The organism is Sphingosinithalassobacter tenebrarum (genome assembly GCF_011057975.1).
Classification (GTDB): Bacteria; Pseudomonadota; Alphaproteobacteria; order Sphingomonadales; family Sphingomonadaceae; genus Sphingomonas; species Sphingomonas tenebrarum.
Genome location: NZ_CP049109.1, coordinates 932,766 through 959,184, shown reverse-complemented (window position 1 = coordinate 959,184; position 26,419 = coordinate 932,766). Strand labels below are relative to the sequence as shown.

Genomic DNA, 26,419 nt, shown 5'->3' with positions numbered 1-26,419 from the left:
GTTTCTTGCGCTGACCCGCGCCCCCCGATAGCCTCTCCGTCTCGGCATCCGGCAAAAGACCGGAGCCTGGGACAGGATGACAGGGGAAGGAACGCTCCAAGATGATAATCATATATCTTGCCATCGCCTGCGGCGTGATCGCCGTGGTCTATGGCTTCGTGACCAGCGGGCAAGTGCTCAAGGCGCCGCCGGGCGACCAGAAGATGCAGGACATCGCCGCCGCGATCCAGGAAGGCGCCAAGGCCTATCTGGGGCGGCAATATCGCACCATCGCGATCGTCGGCGTGATCGTCGCGGTAATCCTGTTCCTGACGCTCGGGCCGCTCACCACCGTTGGCTTCGCACTGGGGGCGATCCTTTCCGGCGCCGCCGGATTCGTGGGCATGAACATTTCGGTGCGCGCCAATGTCCGCACCGCCGAAGCCGCGCGCACGTCGCTGCAGGGCGGTCTCACCCTCGCCTTTCGTTCGGGCGCGATCACCGGGATGCTGGTGGCCGGGCTCGGCCTGCTCGCGATCGCGGTGCTCTTCTGGTATCTGATCGGCATTGCCGGTCATGCCCCGAACGGCCGCGCAGTGATCGAAGCGCTGACCGCGCTCGCCTTCGGCGCCTCGCTGATTTCGATCTTCGCGCGTCTGGGCGGCGGCATCTTCACCAAGGCCGCTGACGTCGGCGCCGATCTGGTCGGCAAGGTCGAAGCGGGCATTCCCGAGGACGACCCCCGCAATCCGGCGGTGATCGCGGACAATGTCGGTGACAATGTCGGCGATTGCGCCGGGATGGCCGCCGATCTTTTCGAAACCTATGTCGTGACGATCGGGCTCACCATGATCTCGATCGCGCTGCTGGTGCCGGGGCTTGTCGGCGAGGATCTGCTCGCGCTGATGAGCCTGCCGCTCATCGTCGGTGGCGTGTGCATCATAACCTCGATCATCGGCACCTATTTCGTGCGCCTCGGCAAAAAACAGTCGATCATGGGCGCGCTGTACAAGGGCTTCTGGGCCACCGCGCTGATTTCGGTGCCCGCAATCTATGCCGTCACCAGCGCCGCGCTGGGCGACATGAACGCCACCATCGGCGGCGGCTTCACCGGCGCCGACGGACCCAGCTTCACCGGCTGGGGGCTGTTCATCTGCATGATGATCGGGCTCGCCGTCACCGGCCTGCTGGTGTGGATCACCGAATATTATACCGGCACCGAATATCGCCCGGTGCGGTCGATCGCGAAATCGTCCGAGACCGGCCACGGGACCAATGTGATCCAGGGCCTCGCCATCAGCCTTGAATCCACGGCGCTGCCGACGCTGGTGATCGTGGTCGCGGTGGTCGCGACCTATCAGATCGCGGGGATCATCGGCATCGCCTTCGCCGCGACGTCGCTGCTCGCGCTCGCGGGGATGGTCGTCGCGCTCGACGCCTATGGCCCGGTGACCGACAATGCCGGCGGCATCGCCGAAATGGCGGGGCTGCCCGACGACGTCCGCACCCGCACCGACGCGCTCGATGCTGTCGGCAACACGACCAAGGCCGTGACCAAGGGCTATGCGATCGGTTCGGCGGCGCTCGCCGCGCTGGTGCTGTTCGGCGCCTACACCACTGACCTGCGCCACTATGCGACCGAGCTGGGCCTGACCGGCGAAGTCGATTTCAGCCTGTCGAGCCCCTATGTCGTCGTCGGCCTGCTGCTCGGCGCGCTGCTGCCCTATCTGTTCGGCGCGTTCGGCATGACCGCGGTCGGCCGCGCGGCGGGGTCCGTCGTCGAAGACGTGCGCACGCAGTTCCGCGAGGATTCGGGCATCATGGCGGGTACCAGCCGCCCCAATTACGGGCGCACCGTCGATATCGTCACCAAGGCGGCGATCAAGGAAATGATCGTCCCGTCGCTGCTGCCCGTACTCGCGCCGATCATCGTCTATTTCGTCGTGATGTGGGTCGCCACGATGGGCGCGCCCGATCCGCTGCCGATCGAATATGGCAGCGCCGAAGCCTATGGCCGCGCGCAGGGCTTTGCCGCGGTCGGCGCCTTGCTGCTCGGCGTGATCGTGTCGGGGCTGTTCGTCGCCATTTCGATGACCTCGGGCGGCGGCGCATGGGACAATGCCAAGAAATATATCGAGGACGGCAATCACGGCGGCAAGGGATCGGAAGCCCACAAGGCGGCGGTGACCGGCGACACGGTCGGCGATCCCTACAAGGATACGGCCGGCCCGGCGGTCAATCCGATGATCAAGATCACCAATATCGTCGCGCTGCTGATGCTCGCCGCGCTCGCCGCGGCCGGATCGGGCGGCGAATCAATGATGGTCGCGATCGGCGGCTGAAGCCGAACGACTGGGACAATATCGGCCCCGGCATTTCGTGCCGGGGCTTTTTTTTCGAAACGACACAATATTTCCCGCGCAAATATTTGCCTGGCTAACCTGGATTGGGCTACCCCTTCGCTCGACAGTCTCTGGAAGGGGCGACTGTTCGAGGGGGAATATCAGAATGTCTTTTCGTGTCTTCTCGGCCTGCGCGCTTGCAATTGCGTCGGCCGTAGCGCTGCCGATCGCGACGGTCGCGACCATACCCGCAGCCACAGCACAGACAGCACCGCATCCGACAGAGGATTTCGCGCTGCTGCCGCTGATGGAGGACCCGGAGCTTTCGCCGGACGGAAGCAAGATCGCAGTCAAGCTGGCGATCCAGGGCGAACAATATTTCGCGGTGATTCCGATCGGCGGCGGCCAGCCCAGCATCGCCGGGCTCGAGGGCAACGAGCTCAACTGGTTCACCTGGGTCAACAATGACTGGGTCGTCGCGGGCGTCGGCGGCAAGATGCTGATCCGTCGCTACGGCGAAGTCTATGTCACGCGCGCTGTCGGCATCAGCGCGGCGGACGGCGAAATCGTGCAGCTCGCTCCGCCCCGCTCGCACGGGCTCGGCGTCATGGCCGACGATCTGGTCTGGGTGGCATCGGACGGATCGCCGCGGGTGCGCATTGCGATGCAGGCTTCGCTCGAATGGCATCAGCCCAGCTTCTGGCCGCAGGTATATGAATTCGACGTATCGACCGGCGATCAGCATCTGATCGCATCGGGCCGCGAGGGCGTGGTCCAATGGTCCGCCGACCATAGCGGCGCGGTGCGCATGGGGCTGGGATATGAAGCCGAAGGGCGGCACTTCCGCCTGCTCTATCGCGACGACGACCATAGCGGGTTCAAGGAAGTGCTGCGCGAACGCTCCAATGACCGCAGCGTCGTGATCCCCGACGCCTTTCTGGGCGACACCGCGATCGCGATGGCCAACGGGCCGGACGGCTATACCGGCGTCTATGAATATGACGTCGCCAATCTGACCACCGGGGAGCGCATTTTCGGCAAGGACGGCTATGACGTCAGCGCCGTTCGCTTCACCCCCGAAGGCAACGGCATCGCCGCCATCTATTACACGGCGGAAACGACCAACATCGTCTGGGTCGACGAACGGCTGAAGGCGCTGGACGCCGAAGTGCGCGCGCTGGTGCATGGCGGCGACATTTCGATCCAGTCGTTCAGCGAGAACATGCAGCGCGCGATCGTTCGCGTCGGCGCTTCGGATTCGCCCGGCGCCTGGTATCTCTACGATCGTCCCAGCGGCCAGATGGCCAAGCTGGGTGACGTAAATGCCGGGATCGGGCTGCAGCGGCTGCATCCGGTGACGACCGTCACCTATGAAGCGCGCGACGGCGTCGAGATTTCGGCGGTACTCACCTTGCCGCGCGGCAAATCGAGCGATCTTCCGCTGATCGTGCTGCCGCATGGCGGCCCCGCCGCGCGCGATTACGAACGCTGGGACTGGTGGACGCAATTCCTCGCCGATCGCGGCTATGCCGTCATCCAGCCCAATTATCGCGGCTCGACGGGATTTGGGCAGCGGTTCGAGGATCTGGGGCGCGGCGAATGGGGCCTGAAGATGCAGGACGACCTCAACGACGCAGTAACCTATCTGGCCGGTGAAGGCACGATCGATCCGTCGCGCGTGTGCATCGCCGGCGCGTCCTATGGCGGCTATGCGGCGATGCGCGCCGCCCAGCGCGATCCGTCGCTCTATCGCTGCGCGATTTCCTATGCCGGCGTTTCGGATGTCGATGCGATGCTGAAATATGATCGCAGCTTCCTGTCGGGTGCGCGCGGCGACTGGCTGCGCGAACAGGTGCCCGACATGAAATCGGTGTCGCCGCTCAACTTCCCCGAACAGTTCGGCATTCCGATCCTGATCATGCACGGCAAGGAGGACAAGACCGTCCCCTATGAACAGTCGCGCGACATGGCGCGCCAGTTGCAGCGGGCGAACAAGCCGGTCGTCTATATCGAACAGGAAGAAGGCGATCACCATTTCAGCCGCCAGGAAGACCGGCTGGAATTCCTGCAGGCGATGGAATCCTTCCTCGCCAAGCATAACCCGGCGGACTGAGCCGGCACGCTCCACGGTGAAGCACGGGCCCCGGCAAGCGATTGCCGGGGCCTTTTCGATGCGGGGCATCAGGGCGTTTTCCACAACTCTTTGATGCTTTGTCGCGCTGGCGTGCCCGTGAACGGCTGACTCGCGGCGCGGCTTTGCGCTACCAGCGGTGGCGATGGCCGACGCTTCCGCCCCCACTCCGATGATGGCGCAATATCTCGCGCTCAAGGAAGAGGCGGAGGATTGCCTGCTCTTCTATCGAATGGGCGACTTTTTCGAGCTGTTCTTCGACGATGCGAAGATCGCCAGCGCGTGCCTCGACATCGCGCTGACCGCGCGCGGAAGTCACGGCGATGACAAGGTGCCGATGTGCGGCGTCCCTGCGCACTCGGCCACGGGTTATCTCGCGCGGCTGATCAAGGCGGGGCACCGCGTCGCCATCGCCGATCAGGTCGAAACCCCCGAGGAAGCCAAGAAGCGCGGCGGATCGAAGGCGCTCGTCGCGCGCGCGATCGTCCGCGTGGTCACTGCCGGTACGCTGACCGAAGAAGCCTTGCTCGACAGCCGCAGCGCCAACTGGTGCGCGGCGATCGGCGAAGCGGGCGGCGAAACCGCAATCGCCTGCGCCGATATTTCCACCGGCCGGTTCGAAGTCATCGAATGCGGCGCCGATCGCGCCGGCGCCGAACTCGCCCGCTTCGCGCCCGCCGAAACCATCGCTTCGGAAGCATCGGAGCTCGCCGACCTCGCCACCGCGCTGCGCCCCAAAGGCGATTTCGACAGCGCGCGCGGGGAAGCACGGCTCAAATCGCTGTTCGGCGTCGCGACGCTCGACGGCTTCGGGTCGCTCTCCCGCGCGGGCCTGGCGGCCGCCGGGGGGCTCGTCGCCTATCTCGATCACACCGCCAAGGGCGCGCTCCCCTTTCTGCGCCCGCCGCACGTCACGCGCACCGACGCGGCGATGGCGATCGACGCGGCGACGCGCGAAAGCCTCGAACTCACCGTGTCGCAATCGGGCGCCCGCAAGGGCAGCCTGCTCGACGCGGTCGACCGCACCGTCACCGGCGCGGGCGCCCGCCTGCTCGGCGCCGATATTTCCGCGCCGCTGATGGATCGCGCGAGCATCGAAGCGCGGCTCGATCTCGTCCAGCGTTTCCACGACGATGCGGGCCTGCGCGACATGGTGCGCTCCGCCCTGCGCGCGATGCCCGATATAGGCCGCGCGCTCGGCCGCCTCGCCGCCGGACGCGGCAGCCCGCGCGACCTGGGGCAGCTCCGCGACGGGCTCGACGGCGCGTGGCGGCTCGGCGAGAAGCTTTCAGAACTAGCCGATCGCCCGCCCCTGCTCGACGCGCTCGCCCCGCAACTGCGCGGTCACGGCGAGTTGATCGACCTGCTCCAGCGCGCGCTCGTCCCCGATCCGCCGGTTGACGCCGACAAGGGCGGCTATATCGCCGAAGGCTATGACGCCGCGCTCGACGATCTGCGCGATACCGGCGCGGGCGGGCGCCGCGCGATCGCCAAGCTCGAAGCCGAGTATCGCGCGAGTACCGGCATCGCCAATCTCAAGATCAAGCATAACGGCGTGCTCGGCTATCATATCGAAGTCCCCGCCAAATCCGCCGACAGGCTGATGGCGCCCGACAGCGGTTTCACCCATCGCCAGACGCTCGCGGGCGTCGTCCGCTTCAACGCGCCCGAACTCCACGACCTCGCGATCAAGGTGACTCAGGCGGGCGCGCATGCGCTCACTGCCGAAGCCGCGCATCTCGAAGACCTCACCGGCACCGCGCTCGACCGCCGCGAACCCATCGCCGCGACTGCCGACGCGCTGGCCCGGCTCGACGTTTCCGCCGCGCTCGCCGAACGCGCGGCCGAGGGCGGCTGGGCGCGCCCGGCGCTGGTCGATCACGCCTGTTTCGAAATCGAGGGCGGGCGTCATCCGGTAGTCGAGGCCGCCCTGGCGCGCGCGGGCGAGCGCTTCGTCGCCAATGATTGCACGCTATCCGAAGATTCGCGCCTCTGGCTCGTCACCGGCCCCAATATGGGCGGCAAATCGACTTTCCTGCGCCAGAATGCGCTGATCGCCGTACTCGCGCAGGCGGGCGGCTATGTCCCCGCCACGCGCGCGACCCTCGGCCTGGTCGACCGGCTGTTCAGCCGCGTCGGCGCGTCGGACAATCTCGCGCGCGGGCGATCGACCTTCATGGTCGAAATGGTCGAAACCGCCGCGATCCTCGCACAGGCCACGCCGCGCAGCTTCGTCATCCTCGACGAAGTCGGACGGGGGACGAGCACCTATGACGGCCTCGCCATCGCCTGGGCCGTGGTAGAAGCGATCCATGAGGAAAATCGCTGCCGCTGCCTGTTCGCGACCCATTATCACGAACTGACCCGTCTCGCCGAACGCTGTGACGCACTCACGCTCCACCATGTCCGCGCGCGCGAATGGAAGGGCGATCTCGTCCTGCTCCACGAAGTCTCCGAAGGCCCGGCCGACCGCAGCTACGGCCTCGCCGTGGCGCGCCTCGCCGGCCTCCCCCCGATCACGATCAAGCGCGCCCGTGCCGTGCTCGACAAGCTTGAGGCCGGCCGCGAAAAGACCGGCGGGCTGGCGGCGGGGCTCGATGACCTGCCGCTCTTCGCCGCGATGGCGGAAGAGGAACCCGAAGCGACCGATCCGCTGCGCACCGAACTGGAGGCGCTCGACATCGACGCGCTCAGTCCACGCGAGGCGCTGGAAATACTCTACAAGCTTAAGGGGCTGGCTTCCGAATGACCGCCGCCGACCTCACCGACCTCTTCCTCGCCGCCCTGATCCGCGCGCATGGCGGCACCAAGGCGCGCTGGCGCCGCATCCTCGGCTCCCCGCGCGTCTATGACGAGAATACGCATCCGCATTGCAACTGGTCTTTCAGCCCCAGCGGCAGCGTTGTCGAGATCGCAGCGGTCGAAAATCTCGCCGATCGGTTGCGCAGCGAATATCCGATCGTCAGTGGTCGCTAAGCTGCCAGATTTCTCAGCTATAATACGTCCATGTTCGACATTGCCTATGACGCCCCTGCCAATATCGTGCGGATCAACGTGCGGGGTTTCTGGTCCCCCGAACTGGTGAGCCAGTTCGCCCGCGCAGTCGGCCAGACCTTCCAACGGGCGCACACCATCCGCGACGATTTCGACATCCTCGTCGATTCGACCGATTTCCCGGTACAGGCGCACGACGTCGCCGATCTGCTCGCCGAAGTCATGCAGGGGAGCATGCCGCTTACCAGCGGGCGCTCGGCCGTCGTGGTCGGCAGCCATCTCAACCGGCTTCAGGCCGAACGCACGCTCATCCATCCGCGCGTCAAGGTATTCGCGGCGCTGGAGGCAGCCCAGGACTGGCTCAAGACGATGGCGTGACGTGGTGGCGGGACCTCACCCGCCGTGCGTCATCATCCACTTTTCCAGCACCGGCGCGATCCGCGTGCGCCATTTGGAGCCGTGGAAGATGCCGTAATGCCCCACGCCCTTGGCCATGTGATACTGCTTCATGGCGTCGGGCAGGCTGGTCGCGATCTTGAGCGCCGCCTTGGTCTGGCCCAGCCCCGAAATATCGTCGCGCTCGCCTTCGATCGCGAGCAGCGCGACATCGGTGATCGCGCCGGGATCGACGCGCTTGCCGCGATGCAGCAATTCCCCCTTGGGCAGCGCGTGCGACTGGAAAACCGCGTCGATCGTCTGCAGGTAGAATTCGGCGGTCATATCGCACACCGAGCGATATTCGTCGTAGAAACTCATCGTCGCTTCGGCGCTGTCGCCGTCGCCCTGGACGAGATGTTTGAACATCTCCCAATGGCTGACCATGTGGCTGCCGAGGTTCATCGACATGAAGCCCGCGAGCTGCAAAAAGCCCGGATAGACGCGCCGTCCCGCGCCCGGATAAGTCATCGGCACCGTGGCGATCACATTCTGCTCGAACCAGGCATAGGGCCGCTCGGTCGCCAGCGTGTTGACCGATGTCGGCGCCTCGCGCGTGTCGATCGGCCCGCCCATCATGGTGAGCGTGCTCGGGCGGCAGGGATGCTTGTCCGCGCTCATCACCGCCGCGGCGGCATAGGCCGGCACCGAAGGCTGGCAGACGGCGAGGATATGCGTGTTCTCGCCGATCGTTTCGAGGAATTCGATCAGATAGTCGATATAATCGTCCAGATCGAAGCGCCCCTCGTGCATCGGCACCAGCTTCGCATCGCGCCAGTCGGTGATATACACATCCGCGACCGGCAGCATCCGCTCGACCGTGCCGCGCAGCAGCGTGGCGAAATGCCCCGACATCGGCGCGACGATCAGCAGCTTGGGGCCGCCCTTCACCCCCTTGCGGACGAAGCGCTTGAGCTGGCCGAACGGCTTGCGCAGTATGATTTCCTCGGAAACCTCCACCTTCTTGCCGTTGACCTCAGTATGGTCGAGCCCGAATTCGGGCTTGCCGCGCGGCGCGGCGGCATGCGCGAAAACCTCGAGCGCGGATGCGAGTACCGGCCCGCCGCCGAAATAGGCGAAGGGGTTCGACGGGTTCTGCAGCAGACCCGCGCTGAAATTCGCCAGCGCGCTGGCTCCGGCCAGCATCTGCCGCTGAATTTCATACGCATTGTAAAGCATGGCCATCCTTCTTCGCAGCGCCGGGACAGAGCGACGGCGGCCCGATCCGCTATACGCAGGCCGATTGTGCAGTGCAACGTCGGGGGCTTACGGAGCGGACCGGCAAGCGCGCCGAAACGATACGAGAAAGAGAATCCGCCCCTCCCTTCCAGGGAGAGGAGCTACCATCGCACCCCCGGTTCCCTCCCGCCCGCATCCGCGCTAGGGCGCAAGCCCCATGAGCGACGCCACCGATATCCCGCCCCAATCCGCCGAAGCCGCAAGCCGCGCCAAAGGCCGCAAGCTCGGCAATCTGCGCGTCATCTGGGGGTTCACGCGCCGCTATCCGCTGCAGCTGCTGATCGCATTGGTAGCGCTGATCGTGTCGGCGGCGGCTACCTTGTGGATCCCGCGCACCTTCCAGCTGGTCGTCGATCACGGTTTCACGCTGGGGGCCGATCTGTCGAGCATCGGACGCTATTTCCGCGAACTGCTATTCGTCGTCTTCATCCTCGCGATCGCGACTGCCGTTCGCTTCTACAGCGTCACCTGGGTTGCCGAACGCGGCGTGGCGGACATACGCGGCGCGGTGCACCGCAACCTGCTGCGCCTGCCGCCGCAATGGTTCGAGGAAAACCGCCCGTCGGAAATCGCCTCGCGGCTGACATCGGACACGGCGATCGTCGAACAGATCGTCGGATCGACGGTGTCGGTGGCGCTGCGCAACCTGCTGATCGGAATCGGCGGCATCCTGTATCTCTTCGCGCTCGCACCCGCGATCGCCGCCTATATGCTGATCGGCATCCCGCTGATCATCCTGCCGATGGTCGTGCTGGGCGGGCAGGTGCGCAAATTGTCGCGATCGAGCCAGGATCGCGTTGCCGATATCGGGGCGATGGCCGCCGAAACGCTGGGCGCGATGCGCATCGTCCAGGCCTTCGGACAGGAAGACCGCGAGGCCGGGCGCTTCGATGCAGCCGTCGATCGCGGCTTTGCGACCGCGCGTCGCCGCGCGCTGGTGCGTGCGATCATGACCGCGCTGGTCATCTTCATGCTGTTCGGCGGAATCACGCTGATCATGTGGGACGCGGTTTCGGGCGTCGCCAGCGGCCGCATTTCCAGCGGCGCGATCACGGCCTTCGTCATCACTGCGGGGCTCGTGACCGGGTCGTTCGGTGCGTTGACCGAAGTCTATGGCGACATATTGCGCGCCGCGGGTGCCGCCGCACGGCTGGGCGAACTGATCGCAGTCGAGCCCGACATCGCCCCGCCCGCCGATCCGGTGCCGCTGCCGCAGCCGCCACGCGGCGCGATCGATTTCAGCGGCGTCACGTTCCGCTATCCGACGCGGCCGGACAGTGCCGCGCTCACCGATTTCGATCTGTCGGTCGCGCCGGGCGAAACGGTCGCGCTGGTCGGCCCCTCAGGGGCGGGCAAATCGACGCTGTTCGCGCTGCTCCAGCGTTTCTACGATCCGCAGGCGGGCGAAGTCCGCATCGACGGCGTTCCGCTCCAGCGCGCCGATCTGAGCGATCTGCGCGGGCGCATCGCGATGGTGCCGCAGGAAACCGTGATCTTCGCGGCTTCGGCCCGCGACAATCTGCGCTACGGCAAATGGGACGCGAGCGACGCCGCCTTGTGGGAAGCCGCCGAAGCCGCCAACGCCGCCGATTTCCTCCGCGCGCTTCCGCAAGGGCTCGACACCTTTCTCGGCGAAGGCGGCGCGCGGCTTTCGGGCGGGCAGCGTCAGCGTGTTGCGATCGCCCGCGCGCTGCTGCGCGATTCGCCGATCCTGCTGCTCGACGAAGCGACGAGCGCGCTCGATGCCGAAGGCGAACGGCTGGTACAGGACGCGCTCGAACGGTTGATGGAGAACCGCACCACGCTCGTCATCGCCCACCGCCTCGCCACCGTGCGCGCGGCGGGGCGGATCATCGTGATGGACGAAGGCCGCATCGTCGAAACCGGCACGCATGGCGAGCTGGTCGAACGCGGCGGCCTCTATGCCCGCCTCGCTTCGCTCCAGTTCAGCGAAGCGGCATAGCGTCCTTCGTCCCCATCATCGCATGCGCCTGCGCGGCGATGGCCTGTGCGATCATGCGATAGCTGTCCGCCCAGGCCGCGCCGCGTCGCCACACCGCCGCAATCGAGCGTTCCGCCGACCAGTCGGCGATGTCGAGCCGGCGCACCATATCCTCGCCGCCGACTTCGGAACGCAGGTAAAGCTCGGGCAGAATCGCCAGCCCGATCCCCGATCCCGCCATCTGGCGCAGGCTGTCGAGGCTGGTCCCTTCATAATCGCGCAGCAGCTCGGCATTCAGATCGCCGCAGATTTCCACGGCCTGGCGATGGAAATGATGCCGCGGATCGAGGCTGAGCACTCCCACCCCGGCCATATCGGCCTTGCGCAGCCTCGGCTTGGCGAACAGCGCATTATCGGGCGCGGCGACCAGGCATAAAGGCTCGCGGAACAGCGGCTCGATATGGAGGTCCGCGCCGCTAACCGGCAACGGCGCGAGCAGCATGTCGAGCGCGCCGCGCCGCAGATCGGCGAGTTGCTCGTCGGGAATCCCCTCGCGCATGAACAGCCGCATGTCGCGATATTCGCCGTGGAGCGACGCGACCACCGCCGGCATCAGATAGGGGCCGAGCGTCGGCGTGACGCCGAACCGGATCGCGCCCGCCAGCCCCGAAACCGCGCGCTTGGCCAGCCCGCGCACATCATCGACACCGATCAGTATCTGCCGCGCGCGCTGGGCGATTTCGCGCCCGATCGGCGTCAGCTGTACCGGGCTGTCGCCGCGTTCGATCAGCACGACGCCGAGCCGCGCCTCCAGCGTGCGCAATTGCTGGCTGAGCGTCGGCTGCGAGACATTCACTGCTGCCGCCGCGCGGCCGAAATGCTTCGCATCGGCCACTGCCACCAGATATTCGAGCTGTCGCAGGGTAGGCACGCGCGGCGCTCCTCGGTCGATAGACAAAATCTATCGAAATGTGCCTTCGCTTTCAATTGGCGCTTCGTCCCGTCTTTCCGCACATTCCTCGCGTGCTCATCAGAAAGCACCTGTAAGATGGAGTTGGGAATGAAGGATCGCCTCAATGATCTCAGCCGGCGGCATCGTCGCCTCAACCGCCTGATCGACAATTGCCGCGCCGCCAATCGGCAGGAGGAGATGAAGACCCTCAAGCGCATCCGCCTGCGGCTGAAGGACGAGATTGCGGCACTTCAACGCCGGGTTGCCATTCCCGGCTGATCCCCGAGGTGCGGCGCGCCCTCCCCCAGTCCGCGCGCCGCACCTCACCCCCTTTTTCGTAACTGCGGCTGTTCCTCGGCTTCAACCTTCGGGTATGGAGAACGCAAAGCCGATTGCTTCGTTGGTTTCCGGTGATTGGAAGCCACGGTACGCAACGGGAGGAGAGGAAACATGGCCGACGCACGCGAATTTGACCTGATCGTCTATGGCGCCACCGGGTTTACCGGTCGGCTGGTGGCCGAATATATTCTCGAACGCCATGCCGCATCGGGCCACAAATGGGCGATGGCGGGCCGCTCGCTGACCAAGCTGGAGGCAGTGCGCGACGAACTCGGCGCGCCCGCCGACACGCCGCTGGTGACCGCCGATTCGAGTGACCCCGCCGCGCTGCGCGACATGGTGAAGCGCACGCGCGCGGTGATCACCACTGTCGGCCCCTATCAGCTGCACGGCAGCGAACTCGTCGCGGCCTGCGCCGCCAACGGCACGCACTATGTCGACTTGTCGGGCGAGCCCGCCTGGATGCGCCACATGATCGACGCGCATGAGGACGCGGCAAAGGCGAGCGGCGCGTGCATCGTCTTTTCCTGCGGCTTCGATTCGATCCCCTTCGATCTCGGCGTCTGGGCGGTCGAACGCGAATGCATCGACCGTTTCGGCAAGCCTGCGCCGCGCGTGAAGGGCCGGATCAAGGCAATGAAGGGCACTTTCTCCGGCGGCACCGCGGCGAGTGCCCGGGCGACGATGGCGGCGGCGGCGAAGGACCCCGCGATCCTCAAGCTGATGCTCGATCCCTTCGCGCTCACGCCGGGCTTCACCGGCCCCGATCAGCCCAAGGGGATGCTGCCGCACCATGACGATGCCGTCGGCGGCTGGGTCGCGCCGTTCATGATGGCGACGATCAACACCAAGAATGTCCACCGATCCAACTTCCTCGCGGGCAAGCCCTATGGCGCCGACTTCGTCTATGACGAGATGATGATCGCGCCGGGCATCGGCGAAGCCGCGAAAGCCGCCGCCGAAGCGATCGCCAAGGCGCCGCAGATCGGCGGCGAAGGCGGTCCCAAGCCCGGCGAAGGCCCGAGCAGGGAAGAGCGCGACAGCGGCTTTTACGAACTCTGGTTCATCGCCGAAATGCCCGACGGGCAGCGCATCCGGTCGGTCGTCAAGGGCGATCGCGATCCCGGCTATGGCTCGACCAGCAAGATGATCACCGAATCCGCGCTGTGCCTGATTCAGGACGGCGTCGCGAAGCCCGGCCTCTGGACCGCCGGCGGGCTGATGCCCGAAACGCTGCGCAAGCGGCTGGCGGAAAATGCCGGCGTCACGATCACGATCGAGGGATAGCGCGCTATCCGATCGTCAGGCGCGGCAACACCATGTCCGCGCCGACGACTGCGGCCAGCCCCAGCGACCCACTGTAATAGAGCACCCGCCAGTGGCGCGCGGCGAACGGCTTGCCCTTCGCGGCGAGCCACACCAGCACGCCGAGCAGCAGCGTGACGGCGATCGGCAGCGTCCATGCGCCGATACCGAGCGATTCGGAAATCCGCATCTCGTCATTGGCGTTCCACAGCGACACCACGCTCGCCATCGCGCGACAGAGAAATGCCGCCAGGATGATCAGGAAGCCGGTGACGCTGTTCCGCATCGTCGCCAGCGCGATCAGCGCGATGGCCACCGTGACCGCCGGCCCGGCTGCCGAAATCAGCATCGCCTGCGTCGCGTCGGGCGGCACGGCGCCCACTGGGCGGACGTGATTCAGCCCGATCTCGACCGGAAATCCCATCGCCAGCCCCGCCAGCGCATGCGCCGCCTCATGCACCACGAAGGTGAGGACGAGGATGAGGAAGAAACGAATACCGAACTGAATCATGAGGCCCCCGGCAGATAGTGTATTGCTTCACTAATGCACTACTGCGCGAAGGTCACGCCTTTAGTTGGCGCTGGCGACCACTACGCCGATCACGGCAAGCGCGATGAACGCCCCAGCCACCAGCATTCCCCCGCGCCTGCGATCGGCAAGATGGTTCTGATAGGTTTCGCGATCGAAATAGTGGCGCCCCGCGCCCGTGTCGCGGATCGCCCGCGCCTTGCGAAGCCGGGCGAAGATGCGCGCCTCCTGCCGTCCCTGCGGCTCGAACAGGATTGCCTTGCGCCCGCTGAACGCCTCGGCATCCTCGAAGCGCGCGAGGATTGCGCGCTCGATCTTCTGCGCTGCCACTCCCGCCGATGCTGCCGCAGTCGATGCTCCAATGCCGGACATAGGACTTCCTTCTGTTACCGCTTGCGCCCCTGATGGCGGATATTCGCCGGCCGCCCGCGCCGCTTGATCTGGCGCTTGGGACCGTTCTTGCCCCCGCGCCCGCCGCGCGGCGGACCGCCCGCCGATCCCTTGCCATCGGGCAGTTCGAACCGTAGCGCGCCCGACACCGGATTGGCCTCGACCAGCTTGAGCGGCAGCCGCTGCCCCAGCTTGAATTCCTCGCCGCTATCCTCGCCGACCAGCCGTTGCCCGGCCTCGTCATAGCGGAAATATTCGCGGCCCAGGTCGCGCGCGGGCACCAGCCCGTCGCCGCCGATCCCGTCGACCGTCGCGAAGAAGCCGAAATTCTGCACCCCGGTGATCCGCGTCTCCATCACCGTGCCGACATGCTGCGAAAGATAGGCCGCGACATAGCGGTCGACCGTATCGCGCTCGGCCTCCATCGCGCGGCGCTCATGCTGGCTGATCGTCTCGCCGATCCGGTCCATCCCCGCCGCCTCTTCCGCCGTCAGCGCGCCGGGGCCGAGATCATAGGCATAGGTGAGCGAGCGATGGACGATCAGATCGGCATAGCGGCGAATGGGCGAGGTGAAATGCGCATAGCTCCCCAGCGCCAGCCCGAAATGCCCGGCATTTTGCGGCCCGTAATAGGCCTGGGTCTGCGTGCGCAGCACCTGCTGCATGATCTCCTCGCGTCCGTCATGCTCCTTCACCTTGTCGAGGATATGATTGAAGGTCGCAGGACGGATCACCTGCCCCAGCGCGAAATCGATATCGAAGGTCTTGAGATAGTCCTTGAGCGCGACCAGCTTCTCGCGCCCCGGCGGCTCGTGGATGCGATACATCACGGCGCTCTTGCGCTCCTCGAGCGCCTTGGCCGCCGCGACATTCGCCGCGATCATATAATCCTCGACCAGCTTGTGCGCATCGAGCCGCTCGCGCGGCGCGACCGAGAGGATGCGCCCCAGTTCGTCGAGCACGATCCGCCGCTCGGGCAAATCGAGATCGAGCGGATTGCGCCGATCGCGCGCCTTGTTGAGCGCGCGCCAGCATTCCCAAAGCGGCACCAGCGCGGTTTCGACGAGTTCGGGATCAACCTCCCCCTCCCGCTTGCGGGAGGGGGTCGGGGGGTGGGCACCCGGCCCATCCCCAACACCATCGTCAGCGGATAGCGCGGGCCCACCCCCCGGCCCCCTCCCGCCTGCGGGAGGGGGGGTACGCGCATCCATCGCCGCCTGCGCGTCCTCATAGGCGATATTCCCCGCCACGCGGATCACCGCGCGGGTAAAGCGCCAGCGCTTGAGATTGCCGTCCTTGTCGACCTGAAGATGGCACACCATCGCCGCGCGATCGGCGCCTTCCTTCAGCGAACACACATCCGCCGAAAGCACCTCCGGCAGCATCGGCACCACCCGGTCGGGAAAATAGACGCTGTTGCCGCGCTTCTTGGCTTCCTTGTCGAGCAGCGAGCCGGGGCGGACGTAAAAGCTCACGTCGGCGATCGCGACAATCGCCTTCCACCCGCCGTCATTCTTCGGATCATCGTCGCGCGCCGCCCAGATCGCATCGTCATGGTCGCGCGCATCCGCCGGATCGATCGCGACGATGGGGAGATGGCGCAAATCCTCGCGCTTCTCGCCCAAATCCTGCTTCGCCACCCGCTCGGCCTCGGCGATCAGCTCGTCGGAAAAGACATGCGGGATTTCATGCTTGTGGATCGCGATCAGCGAGAAGCTGCGCGGCTCGAACGGGTCGCCCAGCCGTTCGGTGACGCGCGCAGTGACGCGCGGCGGACGCCCGGCCTTTTCGGCGAGCACCAAGTCGCCGGGCTCGGCATCGCCCGCATCGGACACGGGAAAGTCGCGCCGCTCCTTCTTCTCCACTCCCTGCAGCCACAGCTTGCCGCCCTCTTCATGCAGCACGCCAAGCATCAGCGCCGCGCCGGGCGCAAGCTTCTTCATCGGATGCGCGATCCAGCCATTTCCGGCCTCTTCGGTCCGCGCAAGGATGCGATCGCCGACGCCCAGCGCCGAACGCTTGCCGCGCTCACGCACCCGCACCCGCGGCTCGGGAATGCCCTCGGCCTCCCAACGCTCCGGCTGCGCCCACACCGTGTCGCCATCAATGTCGACGATGCGCAACACCGTCACCTTGGGCAGCCCGCCCATCTTGTGGAACGCGCGGCCCGGCGCGCTGTCGAGCAGCCCTTCGTCGGCCATGTCCTTGAGCAGCGCCTTCAACGCGATCTTGTCATTCCCGCGCAGGCCAAAGGCACGCGCAATCTCGCGCTTGCCCGCGGGCTGATCGCTGTTGGTGACAAAATCGATGATCTGCTGCCGCGTCGGCAGGCCGGGGTGTTTGGGCATCGCAGAGATGTAGGGGCGCAGAGGCGGCGCGTCACGGGGAAAGCACCATTCAGCAGCTTAACCGGGTTCCGCTCCACGGGCATGATCAGAGCCGAACACAAAGAACCGAGCAAAATAGCTTCGCGCCACGAATATCCACGGGACAAGCACCAGATCGAACCCGAGCCCTATTGCCATGCTGTGAAACAGGCCATCGGTGCTTGGATCAAGCGTACCGGCGCGCCACCGCGGCAGGGCAAAAGCGCAGAGCCAGATCACCTTGTACGTGAACTGGGCAAAGAGGAGCGGCAACATCCGTTCCGGATACCGGATGCCGAGCACCGCCAGCAGCGAAAACGTGCCCCAGATACTCAGCGCGATTCCCCGGATCGGATCGGTCTGCGCGTCCGCACCGAGTATCGCGGGCCAGACATCACTGCCCAGCAACACCGCTGTGAGCCCATACAGCAGGATCAGCCCATAGCGTCGATATTTGGGAAGAAATGGTACCGTTTGATCGCGCATGCTGCTGCTCCCTGCTCTGCTACCCGATGACTGCGTCTCGCCTGGCAAAATTCAGTGTTTTAGCGATGCAGTACAATCATCGTGACTTCTATGGCAGGCTGTCGCACAATCGTGACATTTGGTTGCACGGAGACAGAGCTGACTATCTCTACAATCGCGGCAGGCGTCGTTCAGGGCATGCTGGAGTTCGCCGCCGACAATGGTGCTGATGCGGCATTGTTGCAGGCAACTGCCGATATCGCCACCGCCGAGCTTGCCGATCACGACGCGCGTATCCCTGTCGGCAAGTATCGCTTGCTGGTGGAGGCTGCAAAGAATGCCTGTGGCGACCCAGCGATTGCGCTGCACTTTGCCGAACGTCGCGACCTGTCTCGTTTTTCGGTGGTGGGGCTGATCACCCTCGCATCGCCCACCATGCGCGATGCCTTCGCCCAGATAAATCGTTATGGACGGCTTGTCGTTGATCCGGGCGAGCGTCGCGAGCGGTACAGACTTGAACACCGCGAGGATGGCCTGTGGCTGATTGACTCGCTGGTGCCCCCGGATGATTTTCACGAACTGGTCGAGGCAGCATTCGCCTTCATGGTGTGCGGTGTTCGCGCTTTTTCCCAGTCGACATTCGTGCACCACGTCCGGCTGACGCGGCCAATACCTGCCGACCCGCGCGAATATGCGCGCATTTTTGGGGCGCCGGTCGATTTTGGCTGCACTGAAAACGCGATGCGAATGGACGCAGCATGGGCCGATTACCGTGTCGCACAGGCTCCACGTTATGTCTTCGGGATCCTTTGCGATCATGCCGATGCGCAACTCTCGCAACTAGGCGGTAACGACCGATTGACCGGCCAGATCGAATCGCTGCTGGCTGCCCGATTGCATACCGGCGATCATGGTATCGCTACGATCGCACGGGAAATGGGCGTTAGCCGACAAACGCTATATCGACGTCTTCGCGCCGAGGGCACAAGCTTCGCTGCGTTGCTCGACGGGCTAAGACAGCGTCTCGCCTGCAGCTATCTCGACGGCGGCAAGATTTCGATAGAGGAAGCGGCCTATCTGCTGGGTTTTTCGGATCGAACCGCCTTCGCTCGCGCCTTCCATCGATGGTCTGGCATGTCTCCGAGAAGCTATCGACGGAGAAAACAGGATAGTCCGCGTCTCTGATCGCGGTGCCCACCGCCAGGACCAAAGCGAACACCACAAATCATTGGAGAGCGACAACTCCCCTGCCTCGGGGACAAAATCCCCTGTCCTACACCCCCCGATCCATGCATGTTCCGCTATACTGCGCGCCTCACGCGGGCGCGCCTGCGGGCGCGTCCGCGCGCGTGTTGGTGCGAACCGGTGCGAACTTGGCACGGAAATGCGTGGGTTTTGGGGAATGAGGCGAACGGACCAACGCTGGCACCAAACGGGGTCAACCACCCCGCTCCGTTTGCCCTGAGTTGGGGCTGAACAGCCGAAGGCCTAGCGAAGACCCGTATCGAAGGGCCCTTCGATACGGGTCTTCGGCTTCGCTCAGCGGCTACTCAGGACGAACGGCTGGTTACTAAGCAATCATCCTCCCCCGCAAGGGGGAGGTGGCGCGCAAAGCGCGTCGGAGGGGGAGGTTGCGGGACATGGGAAACGAGCACTCTGTCCGCCCCCTCCACCGCCTTCGGCGGTCCCCCTCCCCCTGGCGGGGGAGGAATGGATGGAGCGCAGCCGCCCGTCGGTCTTCGCTCAATAAGCCCGCGCGATCAGGATCCGCTCCACCGCCGGGCGGTCGGGGTAGAAGAAACAGGGGCCTTCGGTCTTGTCGCTATGTTCGGGCACGTTGCGGAAGGTAAGCTTCAGGGACTTGAGCCACTTGACGATCTCTTCGAGATCCTCGCCGGTCGCACGGCACCAGGGCACTTCGACCCAGCCGTTGAAATCGCCCTTTTCGGCGAAGCGCAGCGACACTTCCTCGCGGCTCGTCGCGCGGACGATGTTGGCGCGCAGCCGGGCGCGGGCTTCCTGATGCAGGCCGGTCTGGATGTTCTCGAGCAGTTCGGGGACCTGGTCGATGAATTCGTCGCGATTGACGATGCTCGAATTGAGCTTGCCGTCGTCGCGATAGAGCTGGTCGCGGCGCAACACCGACACGTTGCTGCCCGCCATGTCGCGGCCGCCGACCTCCAGGATGATCGGCGCGCCCTTCTTCACCCAGCCCCAGCGCTTGGTCGCCGCCTTGACCGGCTTGACGTCCATCAGCACGCGCACCGGCTCGCCCAGCGCGGTCAGGTGGCTGATACTGCGCTGGATATCGCGGCAATATTCGATCAGCGTCGCATCGTCGGGCGTGTCGCGCAGCATCGGCACGATCACCACCTGCCACGGCGCGATGCGCGGCGGCACGCGCAGACCATCGTCGTCGCCATGCGTCATGATCAGCCCGCCGATCATCCGCGTCGACATGCCCCAGCTGGTCGTCTGCGCCAGTTCGAACTGGCCCTCGGCATTCTGGAAACGGATATTCTGCGCCTTGGCGAAATTGGTGCCGAGAAAATGGCTGGTCCCCGCCTGCAGCGCCTTGCCGTCCTGCATCATCGCCTCGATCGACCAGGTGCCGACCGCGCCCGGGAAGCGCTCATTCTCCGGCTTCTCGCCCGCGATCACCGGCATCGCGACGCAATCCTCGGCGAAGCTGCGATACACCTCGAGCATCGTCAGCGTTTCGTAGCGCGCCTCTTCCTCGGTGGCGTGCGCGGTATGGCCTTCCTGCCACAGAAACTCGCTGGTGCGCAGGAACATGCGCGTGCGCATTTCCCAGCGAACGACGTTCGCCCATTGGTTGATCAGCACCGGCAGGTCGCGCCAGCTCTGGATCCAGCGCGCGAACGCCGACCCGATCACCGTTTCCGACGTCGGGCGCACGATCAGCGGCTCTTCCAGCTTCGCCTCGGGATCGGGCATCAGCCCGCCCTTGCCGTCCGGGATCAGCCGGTGATGCGTGACGACCGCCATTTCCTTGGCGAAGCCTTCGACATGCTCGGCTTCCTTCTCGAAATAGGAAAGCGGGATGAACAGCGGGAAATAGCAATTCTCATGCCCCGTTGCACGGATGCGATCGTCGAGCAGCCGCTGCATCCGTTCCCAGATGCCGAAGCCCCAGGGGCGGATGACCATGCATCCGCGAACCCCGGATTCCTCGGCCATGTCGGCTTCGGAAATCACGGTTTGATACCATTGCGCGAAATCCTGCGCGCGCGTGACCGGAAGAGCGTGTTTCACCATCAGGATTCCGCCGATAGCGAGTCGTTGCCGCAAGTCAAAGCCCCTGCGAGCGCTCACGCTTCGCAGGTTTCAGCTGACCGTGCCGTTTCCGCACTGCACAAAATGCGATAGGCGCCCTTGCGTGACTCAACCCGCACCCGACCGCATCCTTGCCGGCATTGCATTGCGCCTGCTCGCGATCTTCTGTCTCGCGTCGATGGCGGCGCTGATCAAGCTGGCCGAAAGCCGCGGCGCGGGGCTGGTCGAGGCGCTGTTCTTTCGCCAGCTTTTCGCGATTCCGCTGGTGCTGGTCTTCCTCGCTGCCGGCGCCGGGCTGCACACGATCCGCACCCAGCGATTCGGCGCGCATCTGCGCCGCACGATTGTTGGGCTGATCGGCATGGTGTTCAATTTCGGCGCCGTGATCCTGCTGCCGCTCGCCGAAGCAACGACCTTCCAGTTCACCGTGCCGATCTTCGCGACGATATTGGGCGCGCTGCTCCTGAAGGAGCCGACCGGCTGGCATCGCTGGGGCGCGGTGATCGCCGGGTTCCTCGGCGTGCTGATCGTGGCGCAGCCGGGCAGCGCGCATATCCCGCTGTCGGGCGCGGCGGTGGGGCTGACGGCGGCATTTCTGGTGGCGATCGTCGCGATATTGCTGCGCCAGATAGGCCAGACCGAAAGCGCCGGGACGACCGTATTCTGGTTCTCGACCCTGTCGATGCCGATCCTGATCGGCCCGTTTCTCTACGGCATGCAGGCACATGACCCGCTCACCTGGGCGATCCTGGTCGGCATCGGGCTGGTCGGCGGCGCGGGGCAGATCGCGCTCACCGCGGCGCTGCGGTACGCGCCGGTGTCGGTGGTGGTACCGATGGACTATTCGAGCCTGATCTGGGCGACGCTCTATGGCTGGCTGCTCTTCGGGATGCTCCCCTCGCCCTATACCTGGCTCGGCGCGCCGGTAATCATCGCCAGCGGACTCTATATCGTGTGGCGCGAACGGCTGCGGGCGCGGCAGGAATCGGCGGCTTTGGCGGAGGAGGAAAATCAGGCCTTGCGATAGACGAGGGTCAGGTTGTTGGCGGGCATTTCGACCAGCGCCGCCCGTGCGAATCCCTTGTCGGCCGCGACTGCGTCAACGGCCTCCAGCGCGCGAATGCCCCAGCGCGAATCACGCGCCTTGAGGCTTTCGTCAAAGGCGAGGTTGGAAGGCGCGGTCGGCACGTCGGCACGCAGATAGGGACCGTAGAGGATCAGCGGCGCACCGGCGGAAAGCACGCCGGCCGCCCCGTCGAACAGGCCCAGCGTCGCTTCCCAGGGGCTGATATGGACCATGTTCGAACAGAATATCGCATCCGCCGCCAGCTCGGGCCAATCCCCGGCGGCATCGAGCAGCACCGGCGCCGCCACATTGGCGCAATCGCCGCACCATGCCGCGATCGAGGCAAGCGCCTCGCGGTCGCCGTCGCTCGGCAGCCAGCGCAGATCGGGAAAACGCCTTGCGAAATAGGCGCAATGCTCGCCGCTCCCGCTGGCGATTTCGAGCACGGTGCCGGTGGCGGGCAGCGCGTCGGCGAGTATATCGGCGATCGGCTCGCGATTGCGCAGCGTCGCGGGGGCGTGGCGGCGTTCTTCAGTCATCGCCCGGACATAGCCGCCTCGGTCGCCTCAGGAAACCGAGGCGCGCGCTTCCTCGAGCATGCGGTTGGCGCGCAGATACATTTCCAGCCGCTGCGTCACGAACAGCCCCAGCGCGAAGGCGATCAGCACGTCGGTGACAAGCATCGCGTCGCCGCCCAACGTCACGCCGTTCATCAGCATCGCCCGCGATCCGATGCGGATCGCCACCAGCCCCAGCAGGAACAGGATCGCGAAGGGCGATTGCGACTGATTGAGCGCATGGGTTTCAGGATCGACATGGATGCGCATCAGCCGCCCCCATTGCCACCCTGCCGCTGCGCCGACGATCAGCGCGATCAGACACCAGGCCCAGCCCATGCCGTGCGGCGGGTGCGTGGCATAGAGATAGGCGGCGACGGCAGCGAAAATCGCCGGAAAGATCCACAGACGCTCGACTCGCAACGGCCGCTGTCTGCTCATCCTGCGCATGCGGAAATAGAGGATAACGCCGACGACTATCGCCGTTACGACATAGGTGACGAGTTGGCTGACCTGTTGTTCGTTCATTGGGCGATCACCGAATTTACGTTTGCCCCGGGCGATGCGCCGGAGCACCCTGAGCCGCAATACGCAGTTTCGCTAGCCCCGCTCGGCAGCGACGGCATGGAGCGCCTGTTCGATCTCGGCGGCCTTGGGAAAGCCCTGGAACACGGCGAATTGCAGCACGAATTCGCGCAATTCCTCCATCGTCACTTCGCCGCTGTCGAGCGCCGCGTGGAGATAGGTGCGGATCGCGGTCGGCGCGCCCGCCGCCGCGACGCAGGACAGCGTGATCCACAGCCGCGAGCGCCGGTCGAGCCCGGGGCGGCTCCACACTTCGGCGAAGACGAAGTCGCGCGCCGCGTCGGTGAACGGGCTCGGCGCGCGCTCGGGCAGATCGCGGCCGATCACCGACCGGAAGGTCTCGCGACCCTTTTGCGCGCGATCCGCGTCCACCATCGTGCCTTACTCCGCTGCCTCGGCCTGAACCGGGTCCTTCCACACCAGCATCGGCTTGCGCGCCGCCTGGGTTTCGTCGAGCCGACGCCGCGGCGCGAAATGCGGGGCGGACTTGAGCGTCTCGTCACCCGCCTTGGCGCGCCCGGCCACCGAGCGCAGCGCGCCGATAAACTGGTCGAGCGAGCCCTTGCTCTCGGTCTCGGTCGGTTCGATCAGCATCGCGCCGTGGACGACCAGCGGGAAATACATGGTCATCGGGTGAAAGCCCTCATCGATCAGCGCCTTGGCGATGTCGAGCGTCGAAAAGCCCTCGGCCAGCCCCGCGTCGGAGAAGATCGCTTCGTGCATGCACGGCCCCGACGGGCCGAACGGCGCTTCGAGTACATCCTCCAGGCTGCGCAGGATGTAATTGGCGTTGAGCACGCTGTCCTCCGCCACTTGCCGCAATCCGTCGGCACCGTGGCTGAGGATATAGGTAAGCGCGCGCGTGAACATGCCCATCTGGCCGTGGAATGCCGTCATCCGCCCGAAACTGTCGGGATGGTCCTCGCCGACCGTCTCTTCCTCGACAAGGTGCAGCGAACCGTCCGCCTGGCGCGTGACGAACGGCAGGGGCGCGAAGGGCGCGAGCGCTTCGGACAGTACCACCGGTCCCGACCCCGGTCCGCCGCCGCCATGCGGCGTCGAGAAGGTCTTGTGCAAGTTGATGTGCATCGCGTCGATGCCGAGATCGCCCGGCCGCACCCGGCCGACGATCGCGTTGAAATTGGCGCCGTCGCAATAAACATAGCCGCCCGCGTCATGCACCGCGTCCGAAATCGCCTTCATGTCGCGTTCGAACAGGCCGCAGGTATTGGGGTTGGTGATCATCACCCCCGCCACGTCCGGCCCCAGCCGCGCCTTGAGCGCCTCCAGATCGACGCGGCCCTCGGGCGTCGCCGGGATATTCTCGACCTTGAACCCGGCAAATGCCGCCGTCGCAGGATTGGTACCGTGCGCGCTCTCGGGAACGAGCACGATTTTGCGCTCGGTATCGCCACGCTTTTCGAGCGCAGACTTGATGCACAGCACGCCGCACAGCTCGCCATGCGCGCCTGCCTTGGGCGACATCGCGATGCTCGTCATGTTGGTGAGCTTGAGCAGCCAGTCGGCCAGTTCATCGACCACCGCAAAGGCGCCCTGCACTGTATCGACCGGCTGGAGCGGGTGGACATCGGCAAAGCCCGGCATCCGCGCGACGCGCTCGTTGAGCCGCGGGTTGTGCTTCATCGTGCAGCTTCCCAATGGGAAAAGACCGAGGTCGATCGCGTAATTCTGACGCGACAGCCGCGTATAGTGGCGCACCGTTTCCGGCTCGGAGAGGCCGGGCAGCCCGATGTCGCGATTGCGCTCCAGCCCGCCGAGCCGCGAGGCGACTTTCGGCGCGTCCTCGATATCGACGCCGGTGACGTCGACCGATCCGCGTTCGAAGATCAGCGGTTCTTCCAGCATCAGCGCGCGATTGCCGGTGAAGGTCGCGCCTTCGACTTCCGCCACTTCGTCCCCCGAATTGCCCATTGTGGGGCGCCATCCGCTCTGGTTGATGGTCATGCCAATGCCTCGTGAGATGTTCCGTTGGTGTCGAGCAGGGTTCGAGCTTGTCGAGAACCCGTGTCGAGACGGGGTTCTCGATACGCCGTCTCGACAGGCTCGACGGCTACTCGAACCGAACGGAGGGAAAACCGGATCACGCCAACGCCTCCTCGAGCCCGCTTGTCAGCGCCTCGATATCCTCGTCGGTTACGGTTTCGGTGACGGCGATCACCAGCCCGTTGGCCAGCGCCTCCGCGTCAGGCCAGAGCCGGCCGAGCGACACGCCCGCCAGCACGCCCTTGTCGGCGAGGTCACGCACCACCGGCCGGGCTTCCTTCGAAAGCTTTACCGTGAATTCGTTGAAGAAGCTGTCGTTGACCACCTCGACGCCGGGCACCTTCGCCAGCCGGTCGGCGGTCTGGCAGGCGCGCGCATGATTGCGCGCCGCGAGCTGCCGCAGCCCCTTCTCGCCGAGCAGGGTCATGTGCACCGACATGGCGAGCGCGCACAGCACCGAGCTGGTGCAGATGTTCGACGTCGCCTTTTCGCGGCGGATATGCTGTTCGCGCGTCGACAGCGTCAGCACGAAGCCGCGCTTGCCCTCGGCATCCACCGTCTCGCCGGTCAGACGCCCCGGCATTTGCCGGACAAGCTTTTCCGAACAGGCGAAAAGTCCGCAATAGGGGCCGCCGAACTGCAGCCCGACGCCAAGCGCCTGCCCCTCGCCCACGACGATATCCGCGCCCATTTCGCCCGGGGCCTTGAGCGCGCCCAGCGCCACCGGCTCGGTGACGACCGCGACGAGCAACGCCTTTTTGGCGTGGCAGGCGGCAGCGAGTTCGGAAAGGTCGCTCACACGGCCGAGAATGTCGGGATACTGGACGACCACGCACGACGTATCGTCGTCGATACGGTCGATCAGGCTTGCCGTATCGGGCTCCGCCGTCAGCTCCGGCAGACCGGTTTCGAGCACATCGCCGGTGAATTTCGCCATCGTGTTGGCGACCGACACATAGTGCGGGTGCAACCCCGAGGAGAGGATCGCCTTTGCGCGCCTGGTCACGCGGCGCGCCATCGTGATCGCTTCCCAGCAGGCAGTCGAGCCGTCATACATCGACGCGTTCGCCAGATCGCAGCCGAGCAACCGCGCGACCTGTGTCTGGAACTCGAACATCATCTGCAGCGTGCCCTGCGCGATTTCGGGCTGATAGGGCGTGTAGGCGGTCAGGAACTCGCCACGCTGGATGATGTGATCGACGCTCGCCGGGACATGATGGCGATAGGCGCCACAGCCGAGAAAGAAGGGCGCGTCGCCCGCGCTCAGATTCTGCCGCGACAACCTGCCCATATGCCGTTCGACCGCCATTTCGCTGGCGTGGAGTGGCAGGTTCGGAATCGGACCGTCGAACCGGGCATGTTCGGGCACGTCGACGAACAGGTCGTCGATCGTCGCAGCGCCGACGCGTGCGAGCATCTCGCCGCGATCGGCATCGGTAAGGGGCAGGTAGCGCATTCATCTTCCTTCTCCCCTCGCGCAAGCGGGAGGGGCCGGGGGTGGG

General features: G+C 65.5%; 22 protein-coding genes. 10 read left to right on the top strand and 12 right to left on the bottom strand.

The annotated features are described in order from the left end of the window. Nucleotides 1–101: 101 nt before the first annotated feature. The 5 genes from G5C33_RS04830 to G5C33_RS04810 all read left to right on the top strand — a co-directional run bounded on the left by G5C33_RS04830 (nt 102) and on the right by G5C33_RS04810 (nt 7,824). Nucleotides 102–2,321 carry a sodium-translocating pyrophosphatase gene (locus tag G5C33_RS04830; RefSeq protein ID WP_165326178.1) on the top strand — a complete coding sequence of 740 codons (2,220 nt, stop codon included), beginning with the start codon at nt 102–104 and terminating at the stop codon, nt 2,319–2,321. A 166-nt stretch (nt 2,322–2,487) separates the two neighbouring features. Continuing rightward, nucleotides 2,488–4,434 carry an alpha/beta hydrolase family protein gene (locus tag G5C33_RS04825; protein WP_165326177.1) on the top strand — a complete coding sequence of 649 codons (1,947 nt, stop codon included), beginning with the start codon at nt 2,488–2,490 and terminating at the stop codon, nt 4,432–4,434. A gap of 190 nt (nt 4,435–4,624) precedes the next feature. Continuing rightward, the gene (mutS, locus tag G5C33_RS04820) at nt 4,625–7,201 is read left to right on the top strand and encodes a DNA mismatch repair protein MutS (protein WP_165328715.1); all 2,577 of its coding nucleotides are present in this window, start codon (nt 4,625–4,627) and stop codon (nt 7,199–7,201) included. Next, nucleotides 7,198–7,428 (top strand): hypothetical protein, encoded by a 231-nt coding sequence (locus G5C33_RS04815; protein WP_165326176.1) that lies wholly within the window; start codon nt 7,198–7,200, stop codon nt 7,426–7,428. The genes mutS and G5C33_RS04815 overlap by 4 nt, the downstream gene beginning before the upstream one ends. Before the next feature lie 30 nt (nt 7,429–7,458). After that, nucleotides 7,459–7,824, top strand: coding sequence for a hypothetical protein (locus tag G5C33_RS04810; RefSeq protein WP_165326175.1), 366 nt, complete (start codon nt 7,459–7,461; stop codon nt 7,822–7,824). A gap of 15 nt (nt 7,825–7,839) precedes the next feature. Here G5C33_RS04810 and G5C33_RS04805 read toward each other — a convergent pair whose 3' ends face one another. Further along, nucleotides 7,840–9,060 carry a polyhydroxyalkanoate depolymerase gene (locus G5C33_RS04805; RefSeq protein WP_165326174.1) on the bottom strand — a complete coding sequence of 407 codons (1,221 nt, stop codon included), beginning with the start codon at nt 9,058–9,060 and terminating at the stop codon, nt 7,840–7,842. Nucleotides 9,061–9,277: 217 nt separating this feature from the next. On the opposite strand from G5C33_RS04805, the gene G5C33_RS04800 reads away from it, so the two are divergent. Continuing rightward, a complete protein-coding gene (locus G5C33_RS04800) occupies nt 9,278–11,083 on the top strand; it encodes an ABC transporter transmembrane domain-containing protein (RefSeq protein WP_165326173.1) in 1,806 nt (601 codons plus the stop codon). On the opposite strand, the gene G5C33_RS04795 is transcribed toward G5C33_RS04800, so the two are convergent. After that, nucleotides 11,067–11,993: a hydrogen peroxide-inducible genes activator gene (locus tag G5C33_RS04795; RefSeq protein ID WP_165326172.1), complete on the bottom strand. Its 927-nt coding sequence runs from the start codon at nt 11,991–11,993 to the stop codon at nt 11,067–11,069. The genes G5C33_RS04800 and G5C33_RS04795 overlap by 17 nt on opposite strands. Before the next feature lie 129 nt (nt 11,994–12,122). On the opposite strand from G5C33_RS04795, the gene G5C33_RS04790 reads away from it, so the two are divergent. Both G5C33_RS04790 and G5C33_RS04785 read left to right on the top strand, forming a co-directional pair. After that, a complete protein-coding gene (locus tag G5C33_RS04790) occupies nt 12,123–12,293 on the top strand; it encodes a YdcH family protein (protein ID WP_165326171.1) in 171 nt (56 codons plus the stop codon). 171 nt (nt 12,294–12,464) lie between these two features. Then, nucleotides 12,465–13,640: a saccharopine dehydrogenase family protein gene (locus tag G5C33_RS04785; protein WP_165326170.1), complete on the top strand. Its 1,176-nt coding sequence runs from the start codon at nt 12,465–12,467 to the stop codon at nt 13,638–13,640. A 4-nt stretch (nt 13,641–13,644) separates the two neighbouring features. Here G5C33_RS04785 and G5C33_RS04780 read toward each other — a convergent pair whose 3' ends face one another. The 4 genes from G5C33_RS04780 to G5C33_RS04765 are packed head-to-tail and all read right to left on the bottom strand — an operon-like array spanning nt 13,645 to nt 17,429. Beyond that, nucleotides 13,645–14,169 carry a zinc metalloprotease gene (locus tag G5C33_RS04780; RefSeq protein ID WP_165326169.1) on the bottom strand — a complete coding sequence of 175 codons (525 nt, stop codon included), beginning with the start codon at nt 14,167–14,169 and terminating at the stop codon, nt 13,645–13,647. Nucleotides 14,170–14,229: 60 nt separating this feature from the next. After that, nucleotides 14,230–14,559 carry a hypothetical protein gene (locus G5C33_RS04775; protein WP_165326168.1) on the bottom strand — a complete coding sequence of 110 codons (330 nt, stop codon included), beginning with the start codon at nt 14,557–14,559 and terminating at the stop codon, nt 14,230–14,232. Between the two features lie 14 nt (nt 14,560–14,573). Then, nucleotides 14,574–16,925, bottom strand: a complete 2,352-nt coding sequence (locus G5C33_RS04770) for a ribonuclease R family protein (RefSeq protein ID WP_165326167.1) — start codon at nt 16,923–16,925, stop codon at nt 14,574–14,576. A 57-nt stretch (nt 16,926–16,982) separates the two neighbouring features. Then, entirely contained in the window at nt 16,983–17,429 is a 447-nt protein-coding gene (locus tag G5C33_RS04765) for a hypothetical protein (protein WP_165326166.1), read from the bottom strand. A 177-nt stretch (nt 17,430–17,606) separates the two neighbouring features. On the opposite strand from G5C33_RS04765, the gene G5C33_RS04760 reads away from it, so the two are divergent. Next, the gene (locus G5C33_RS04760) at nt 17,607–18,593 is read left to right on the top strand and encodes an AraC family transcriptional regulator (RefSeq protein WP_165326165.1); all 987 of its coding nucleotides are present in this window, start codon (nt 17,607–17,609) and stop codon (nt 18,591–18,593) included. Nucleotides 18,594–19,151: 558 nt separating this feature from the next. On the opposite strand, the gene proS is transcribed toward G5C33_RS04760, so the two are convergent. Continuing rightward, nucleotides 19,152–20,687, bottom strand: a complete 1,536-nt coding sequence (proS, locus tag G5C33_RS04755; protein ID WP_165326164.1) for a proline--tRNA ligase — start codon at nt 20,685–20,687, stop codon at nt 19,152–19,154. 121 nt (nt 20,688–20,808) lie between these two features. Between proS and G5C33_RS04750 the strand changes: the two genes are divergently transcribed. Further along, entirely contained in the window at nt 20,809–21,732 is a 924-nt protein-coding gene (locus G5C33_RS04750; protein ID WP_165326163.1) for a DMT family transporter, read from the top strand. Here the strand turns inward: G5C33_RS04750 and G5C33_RS04745 are convergent. The 5 genes from G5C33_RS04745 to gcvPA form a co-directional block, all read right to left on the bottom strand. Then, on the bottom strand, nt 21,717–22,310 hold the full coding sequence (locus tag G5C33_RS04745; protein ID WP_165326162.1) for a DUF938 domain-containing protein: 594 nt from the start codon (nt 22,308–22,310) through the stop codon (nt 21,717–21,719). The two genes, G5C33_RS04750 and G5C33_RS04745, sit on opposite strands and share 16 nt — an antisense overlap. A gap of 27 nt (nt 22,311–22,337) precedes the next feature. Then, nucleotides 22,338–22,856, bottom strand: a complete 519-nt coding sequence (locus G5C33_RS04740; RefSeq protein ID WP_165326161.1) for a CcdC protein domain-containing protein — start codon at nt 22,854–22,856, stop codon at nt 22,338–22,340. Between the two features lie 72 nt (nt 22,857–22,928). Beyond that, nucleotides 22,929–23,288, bottom strand: a complete 360-nt coding sequence (locus tag G5C33_RS04735) for a carboxymuconolactone decarboxylase family protein (protein WP_165326160.1) — start codon at nt 23,286–23,288, stop codon at nt 22,929–22,931. Between the two features lie 6 nt (nt 23,289–23,294). Continuing rightward, a complete protein-coding gene (gene gcvPB, locus G5C33_RS04730) occupies nt 23,295–24,878 on the bottom strand; it encodes an aminomethyl-transferring glycine dehydrogenase subunit GcvPB (RefSeq protein ID WP_165326159.1) in 1,584 nt (527 codons plus the stop codon). 136 nt (nt 24,879–25,014) lie between these two features. Continuing rightward, nucleotides 25,015–26,373 carry an aminomethyl-transferring glycine dehydrogenase subunit GcvPA gene (gcvPA, locus tag G5C33_RS04725; protein WP_165326158.1) on the bottom strand — a complete coding sequence of 453 codons (1,359 nt, stop codon included), beginning with the start codon at nt 26,371–26,373 and terminating at the stop codon, nt 25,015–25,017. Nucleotides 26,374–26,419: the final 46 nt, after the last annotated feature.

Excerpts from the sequence above, each read along its gene's own strand:
- G5C33_RS04815 (WP_165326176.1), top strand. The coding sequence starts at position 7,198 with ATGACCGCCGCCGACCTCACCGACCTCTTCCTCGCCGCCCTGATCCGC.
- G5C33_RS04805 (WP_165326174.1), bottom strand. The coding sequence starts at position 9,060 with ATGCTTTACAATGCGTATGAAATTCAGCGGCAGATGCTGGCCGGAGCC.
- proS (WP_165326164.1), bottom strand. The coding sequence starts at position 20,687 with ATGGTGAAACACGCTCTTCCGGTCACGCGCGCGCAGGATTTCGCGCAA.
- G5C33_RS04770 (WP_165326167.1), bottom strand. The coding sequence starts at position 16,925 with ATGCCCAAACACCCCGGCCTGCCGACGCGGCAGCAGATCATCGATTTT.
- gcvPB (WP_165326159.1), bottom strand. The coding sequence starts at position 24,878 with ATGACCATCAACCAGAGCGGATGGCGCCCCACAATGGGCAATTCGGGG.
- mutS (WP_165328715.1), top strand. The coding sequence starts at position 4,625 with ATGATGGCGCAATATCTCGCGCTCAAGGAAGAGGCGGAGGATTGCCTG.
- G5C33_RS04800 (WP_165326173.1), top strand. The coding sequence starts at position 9,278 with ATGAGCGACGCCACCGATATCCCGCCCCAATCCGCCGAAGCCGCAAGC.
- G5C33_RS04740 (WP_165326161.1), bottom strand. The coding sequence starts at position 22,856 with ATGAACGAACAACAGGTCAGCCAACTCGTCACCTATGTCGTAACGGCG.
- G5C33_RS04790 (WP_165326171.1), top strand. The coding sequence starts at position 12,123 with ATGAAGGATCGCCTCAATGATCTCAGCCGGCGGCATCGTCGCCTCAAC.
- G5C33_RS04825 (WP_165326177.1), top strand. The coding sequence starts at position 2,488 with ATGTCTTTTCGTGTCTTCTCGGCCTGCGCGCTTGCAATTGCGTCGGCC.
- G5C33_RS04735 (WP_165326160.1), bottom strand. The coding sequence starts at position 23,288 with ATGGTGGACGCGGATCGCGCGCAAAAGGGTCGCGAGACCTTCCGGTCG.
- G5C33_RS04785 (WP_165326170.1), top strand. The coding sequence starts at position 12,465 with ATGGCCGACGCACGCGAATTTGACCTGATCGTCTATGGCGCCACCGGG.
- G5C33_RS04745 (WP_165326162.1), bottom strand. The coding sequence starts at position 22,310 with ATGACTGAAGAACGCCGCCACGCCCCCGCGACGCTGCGCAATCGCGAG.
- G5C33_RS04765 (WP_165326166.1), bottom strand. The coding sequence starts at position 17,429 with ATGCGCGATCAAACGGTACCATTTCTTCCCAAATATCGACGCTATGGG.
- G5C33_RS04775 (WP_165326168.1), bottom strand. The coding sequence starts at position 14,559 with ATGTCCGGCATTGGAGCATCGACTGCGGCAGCATCGGCGGGAGTGGCA.
- G5C33_RS04830 (WP_165326178.1), top strand. The coding sequence starts at position 102 with ATGATAATCATATATCTTGCCATCGCCTGCGGCGTGATCGCCGTGGTC.
- G5C33_RS04760 (WP_165326165.1), top strand. The coding sequence starts at position 17,607 with ATGCTGGAGTTCGCCGCCGACAATGGTGCTGATGCGGCATTGTTGCAG.
- G5C33_RS04780 (WP_165326169.1), bottom strand. The coding sequence starts at position 14,169 with ATGATTCAGTTCGGTATTCGTTTCTTCCTCATCCTCGTCCTCACCTTC.
- G5C33_RS04810 (WP_165326175.1), top strand. The coding sequence starts at position 7,459 with ATGTTCGACATTGCCTATGACGCCCCTGCCAATATCGTGCGGATCAAC.
- gcvPA (WP_165326158.1), bottom strand. The coding sequence starts at position 26,373 with ATGCGCTACCTGCCCCTTACCGATGCCGATCGCGGCGAGATGCTCGCA.